Source organism: Escherichia sp. Lx600-2, from assembly GCF_036662595.1.
Classification (GTDB): Bacteria; Pseudomonadota; Gammaproteobacteria; order Enterobacterales; family Enterobacteriaceae; genus Escherichia; species Escherichia coli.
This window is the reverse complement of sequence record NZ_JAYQWM010000201.1, coordinates 1-2,114: the sequence shown is the minus strand read 5'-3', so window position 1 is coordinate 2,114 and position 2,114 is coordinate 1. Positions and strand designations below refer to the sequence as shown.

The following is a 2,114-nucleotide window of genomic DNA, read 5'->3' as shown; positions in this document are numbered from 1 at the left end:
ATGAGTTATAAATATCTGATGTCAAATTCCCTGGATAGTATTTCTCGTATATGCGAACCTGAAATATGGGGGAAATATCTGAACTTTCTTGAAGAACAAAAAAAGAGCGCAGGGACTTTAGTTCATATACTGTGTTCCCTTCAGCAAGCCTATCTACTATTTCCATGGATGGGACTTGATTACCGAGAAATTAAATTCAGCCCTACGAATTTAAGTAAAAAAATATGTCGAGATGAAGCAATTGAGAGAGCACAAACCCTGGCTATACCGGAAGATATCGCAGATAAATTATTACACTTTGCAGTAAACCTCGTAGATACCGCATGGCAATACAGGGAGCAACTGGGTGAAACAGAACGACGCATTCAGGAAAACTATAAGTTAGGAGAACAGGCGGTTCAAAACAAAATAATATCGGGCCAATGGAAGTGGCTAACGACTGAAGAAGGTACCCCTGCTTTTAGACACCATTTTGCCAAAGAAGCGGCCCGCTTCTTCCCCTTTAACCCAGCTGAAATCATATCTGAACTTCTCACTGACTACCCTGATCGCCCGACAGATGCTAATGGTTCCTGGTGGCATTTACAGCGAGGCAATCTTACATCAGCCTGTTTTGTTTGCTGTGCTGCATTCTCAGGTATGCGGGAAAGTGAACTTTATGAGCTAACATCTGAGAGTTATTACAATGCTGTTTACAGCGGCAGAACCTTTCATTTTCTAAAAGGCAAGACTCATAAAATGGGGGAAAGGCATACTGAGTGGGTTGTTGCCCCTATCGTTCAAAAAGCAGTCGAAGTTATGAGTGCCTTAACGAAACACTTAAGAGAGTATTTGCTACAAGATGCTTCAACTGCACGGGATAAAGAACTCGCGCAATGCCTTTGGCTTTCCCAGGGGCAGCGCTCAACTCAACCCAAAAGAATATCATGCTGGGCCCTACGCCTCACAAATTTCTCCAAATACTCTGGTGCAATCGTTTCTGAAAAAGATTACGCAGAATGCCTTCGTTCCAACCCGAATAGTCAGGAAAAAATTAAAAATCATGTTCACATTGGAAAACACTGGGCGCTTTCCCCTCATCAGTTCAGAAGGACTCTTGCCTTTTTTACAATAAAAAATAGATTGGGAAATGCGATAGCCATCAAACAGCAATTCAAGCACCTCTATCTCCAGATGTCTGAGTGGTATTGCGAAGGTGGTATCCCTTCGCGCCTGGATGAAGTCGAGGCCGACAAAGAATTGCAGAAAATGATAGATACAGTAAGCAATGAGCAAATTACCCAAAAATACTGGTCATGGTTTCATGGTACCGAAACACTTTCAGGGAGTCATGGCAAAGATATTCTGAAGCTCAGGGATGATTTGCCAATCATGTTTAGAAGTTGGGAGAAATTATACAAATTGGTGAAAGATAAAAGGATCACGCTACACTGAACTCTGCATAGTTATTGTAAGAACGGATATGATTGTGAGATGGAAGGGGTCATTAACCCAGCATTTTGTATAGATTGTAGTACAAATGGTAGTATTATTGATGGCGAACAAGCTGCCTGGTGGAAAAGCAAACATAATGCACTGATCTTATATTTGAGTGAAAACGCAGAGATATCTACTGCTGTTTATATTCACTGCCTAACACAAATTCATGCAGCTGAGAAGGTAATGTCTGATTTTTCAATAGAATACATTCCATTTCAGCCCGAAATAGAGATCAGAACAGATGAGTAAAAAAGACAACACACTGCTACTGCTTGAGGCAGCTCTGGACCGTATTTTACGCGGTGAATCACAGAAAATAGCACCATCCCGAAAACTCAGTGTTCGGGCGGTTGAGGTAGAATCAGGACTCGGTAATGGTAGTGCATATTACCACACTAAAATTATCGAAAAAATCAAACAAATAAAAAACTCTTCCATAACGACAGGAAGTTTAAATCATCAACATCGAAAATGGAAACAAAAAGCACTTAAGGCTGAAAAATTAAAAAACAAATTCCGGGATGAAAACATTGCATTAAAATTATTAAATTCACAAATTGCCGCAGATCAGTATAGACAAATGAGCACTTTAAGAGATGCCTTACAACGTATATTGGAACTCGAAAAAACAATTG

3 protein-coding genes are annotated in these 2,114 nt (G+C 40.3%); all 3 read left to right on the top strand.

The features are described from left to right. A partial coding sequence (locus tag OQV04_RS24380) for a hypothetical protein (protein ID WP_332643216.1) occupies positions 1 to 1,434 on the top strand: 1,434 nt, incomplete at its 5' end. Between the two features lie 39 nt (positions 1,435 to 1,473). Continuing rightward, entirely contained in the window at positions 1,474 to 1,728 is a 255-nt protein-coding gene (locus OQV04_RS24375) for a hypothetical protein (protein WP_032288335.1), read from the top strand. Beyond that, on the top strand, positions 1,721 to 2,114 hold a 394-nt coding region (locus OQV04_RS24370; protein ID WP_332643213.1), incomplete at its 3' end, for a hypothetical protein. The genes OQV04_RS24375 and OQV04_RS24370, both read left to right, overlap by 8 nt.